Below are 3,687 nucleotides of genomic sequence, written 5' to 3' on the forward strand. Positions count from 1 at the left end.
GGGTACCGGCCCTGCCGACGTTCGATTTCGCCGACCCGGTGGCAACGCGAGCCATGGTGAAGGAAATGACTCGCTCGATCGCGCGGGACCTTCCCGACACAATTCTGATTCGGAACTACACGGTGCCCGGCGACACTGACCGACCCGCGGTGAATGTGCGCGTGTATTCCCCCACCGCACAGGTCAGCTCACTGCCCGCACTGGTCTACTTCCACGGCGGCGGATATGTCACGGGCGAGCCCGCGGACTACGACTCCGCGTTGACCGAACTGACCGCCGCGGTGGACGCGGTCGTGGTGTCGGTGGACTACCGACTCGCGCCCGAGAACCCGTTTCCCGCCGGCCTGCACGACTGCTACGCCGCACTGCTCTGGACGGTGGACAACGCGGAAGAACTCCGCATCGACCCCGACTGGCTGGCCATCGGAGGGGAGAGCGCCGGAGGTGGACTGGCCGCCGCCGTCGCCTTGCTGAACCGGGATCGCGGTGGCCCTTCGCTGCGGCTGCAGTGGCTCGGAATCCCCGCCGTGGACCACCGCGGCGAGACGGAATCCATGACGACACTCACGGACACCCCGATGCTGGCCCGGGCCGCAGCCGTCAACGCCTGGAAGCACTACACAGCAGGCGGAACACTGGTCGACGGCGAGGACTGGACTCGATATGCCGCACCCGCCACCGCGACTGATCTGTCCGCGCTCCCGGCGGCGTACATCGAAGTAGGCCAATACGACCCGCTGCGGGACGAGGGCATCGAGTATGCCCGCCGCCTCGCACAAGCGGACGTGAGCACCGAGCTGCGCCTCTATCCCGGAGTATTCCACGGCGCGACCGCTGTTCGCGGTGTCAAGGTGGTCGAGCGAATCATCGCAGAGCAGCACGCCGCACTTCGCCGCGCACTGCACCCCGAGGGGTGAGTTGACCTGCGGGCCGCTGTCCAACGCACCGCCGCGAACTGGACACCGGCCCGCTCGCGGCACCGGCTGTGCCAGATGCCTCGGCGTCAGAACGCCGACTCGTCGAGAGTCATCACGCCGAGGTCGACGTGCCGGTTGAGCCCCTGCTCGAACGGCAGCTCGATGCCGAGTCCGATCGAGTAGCCGCCCGCCTCCGAGCAGCCACGGTTGGCCGCTTCCATCGCGCCGGGCCCGCCACCGGTGATCACCGCGAAACCGGCTTCGCTGAGCGCGGTGCCGATCGCCTTGCCCGCCACGTACTCGGGATGATCGGAACCCGTACGCGCCGAGCCGAACACCGTCACCGCGCGCGGAATCTCCGCGAGCGCACCGAAACCCTCGACGAACTCGGCCTGGATCCGCAGCACCCGCCACGGGTCGGTGTGCACCCACTCGCTGTCCTGCCGCGTGTCGAGCAGGTTCCGGTCGGCGGTCCGCACGCCGGGCTTGCGCTCGCGGCGGAACATCACCGGCCCACGGAACTTCGGCTTGGCCTTCCCAACCTGTTCATCAGCGGAATCGGTAGACATGAACCCAACCTACTGTGTTGGATTCCGGGCACGGGCGCGCAGTTGGCGGATCGGCCGGGCCACGGCCACCCCGCGCACTCGATCGAGCCGAAGGATTCTCTGTGTCGCTTGCAGTTCCGGCGCGTTCCGGTCGCGTTCTCGCGGTGCTGGTCGCCCTGGCCGGTGCGTTGATCGCCGCGTTCGTCGTCGCGCCGCGCCTGCTGGCGAACGGTACGGGCGCCGGCTTCGGTGACGAGAGCGATCTGCGGCGAGCATTGCGCACGGCCTTCGCCGAGTACTGGCAGACCGGAACCCGGGACTTCCCCGCCGAGCTGACGACGGTGGTCGACTACTGGTTCCGCTATCACCTCGCCAAAGCGGTGCTCGCGGCGATGCTGCTGGCCGTGCTCGTCGCACTGGCGGTGCTGCTCTGGCGGGCGTTCCTCGCGGCGGGTGCGGCCGGACGCGGTCAGCGGGTGACGCTCGCGGCATCGGGTGGCGCCGCCACGGTGCTGGCGCTGTGCTCGCTGGTGCTGGTGCTCGCGAACGCGCAGGGCGCGCTGACGCCCTTCGCCTCGCTGTTTCCTTTACTGCCGGGCGACGAGCCCGCCACGGTCCTCGCCCAGGTCGACCAGCGGTTGGCCGACGGCACCCGAACACCCCCGCTGGATGTGATGATCGAGGAGTTCGCTCGCTATCACGTCGCGATGGCCGCGCTCGCCGCCGTCACCGCCGTTTCGCTCGTCGGGGTGTGCGCCTTCCTGTGGCGTGCCGCCGTCTGGTCCGCCGACCGGCGCTCTCGCCGCGTCCTCGCCGTGTTCGGCACCTTCTCGGCCGCGCTCGCGCTGAGCATGGTCGTCGTCGCCGTCGCGAACACCACCAACGCGTCGGACCCGGTCCCCGGTCTGGCGGCCCTGTTCACCGGCGGTTGGTGAGCGGCTAGGGCTTCGACAGGTAGGTCCGCAGCATCGCGGTGACGGCGGTGATCTGGCTGAGCGGGACGTGCTCGTCGCGTTTGTGGGCCAGGTTGGGATCGCCGGGGCCGAAGTTGACGGCGGGGATACCGCGGGCGGCGAAGCGGGACACGTCGGTCCAGCCGTACTTGGCGCGCACGCCGCCACCGCCGTGAGCGTTGACGGAGTCGATGAGGGTGCGAGCGGCCGGTGCGGTCAGGCCGGGGAGGGCGCCGGGCGAGGAATCGGTGACCTCGAAGGCGACATCGAGTCCGTCGAAGACCTCGCGGACATGCGCGACGGCCTGCTCGACGCTGCGATCGGGGGCGAAACGGAAGTTCACATCCACCTCGGCGACATCGGGCACCACATTGCCCGCGACCCCACCCGAGACCCGCACGGCCGACAGCCCCTCGCGGTACACGCAACCGTCGATATCGACTTCGCGCGCCTCGTAGGCCGACAACCGCGCCAGCACGGGCGCGAGACCATGAATCGCGTTCTCCCCCAGCCACGCTCGCGCCGAATGCGCGCGCACACCCGCGGTGGTCAAGCGCACCCGCAACGTGCCCTGGCAGCCTGCCTCGATCCAACCCGCCGAGGGCTCACCGAGAATCGCCAGATCGCCTTCGAGCCATTCCGGCAATTCCCGCTCGATGTGCCCGAGGCCGTTGAACTCCGCGGCGATCTCCTCGCCGTCGTAGAAGATCAGCGTCAAATCATGGGCCGGATCGGCGATCGTGGCGGCCAGGTGCAGGAATACCGCATCGCCGGACTTCATATCGACTGTGCCACAACCGAACAGCACCGCTTCACCGTCGACTTCGTCGGGTCGGCTCGGCACATTGTCCGCGATCGGCACGGTATCCAGATGACCCGCCAGGATCACCCGCGTCGGCAGCCCGCGCCGCGTGCGCGCCAGCACCACGTTTCCGTGCCGCAGAATCTCGAACCCGGCGGTCTGCTCCCGTAACGCCTGCTCGACCAGATCCGCGATCTTGGCCTCGTCACGCGACACACTCGGCACGTCGACGAGGGCGGCGGTCAACTTGATCGGGTCGGCACGCAAATCGAGAGTCACATCTTCGACAGTAGTACGGGTGCGCCCCGATCCCGGAGATCCGGGCGAAGCAGACCGCGTGGTCGAACGCACAGGGCCCGCGGCACACCGCACCGGCCGCAACGGGCAAAATGGCGTCCGTGAGTATTCAGGGAGCAACTGCAGTCGGTATCGCCAATGTGACCTCGGACGGAACCGTCCTCGATACC

3 protein-coding genes and 1 pseudogene are annotated in these 3,687 nt (G+C 68.8%); 2 read left to right on the forward strand and 2 right to left on the reverse strand.

Features of this window, described 5'->3' with window-relative positions; all coding sequences use genetic code 11:
- On the forward strand, positions 1 to 917 hold a 917-nt coding region (locus tag ACFWF3_RS27980; protein WP_379316426.1), incomplete at its 5' end, for an alpha/beta hydrolase.
- Positions 918 to 1,030: 113 nt separating this feature from the next.
- Here the strand turns inward: ACFWF3_RS27980 and ACFWF3_RS27985 are convergent.
- Positions 1,031 to 1,486, reverse strand: a pseudogene (locus ACFWF3_RS27985) (LOG family protein); the annotation flags it as partial.
- A 101-nt stretch (positions 1,487 to 1,587) separates the two neighbouring features.
- On the opposite strand from ACFWF3_RS27985, the gene ACFWF3_RS27990 reads away from it, so the two are divergent.
- Positions 1,588 to 2,400, forward strand: a complete 813-nt coding sequence (locus ACFWF3_RS27990; RefSeq protein WP_379316428.1) for a hypothetical protein — start codon at positions 1,588 to 1,590, stop codon at positions 2,398 to 2,400.
- A 4-nt stretch (positions 2,401 to 2,404) separates the two neighbouring features.
- Here ACFWF3_RS27990 and dapE read toward each other — a convergent pair whose 3' ends face one another.
- A complete protein-coding gene (gene dapE, locus ACFWF3_RS27995) occupies positions 2,405 to 3,499 on the reverse strand; it encodes a succinyl-diaminopimelate desuccinylase (protein ID WP_378993354.1) in 1,095 nt (364 codons plus the stop codon).
- Positions 3,500 to 3,687: the final 188 nt, after the last annotated feature.

Source organism: Nocardia sp. NPDC060220 (assembly GCF_042727815.1).
Lineage (GTDB): Bacteria > Actinomycetota > Actinomycetes > Mycobacteriales > Mycobacteriaceae > Nocardia.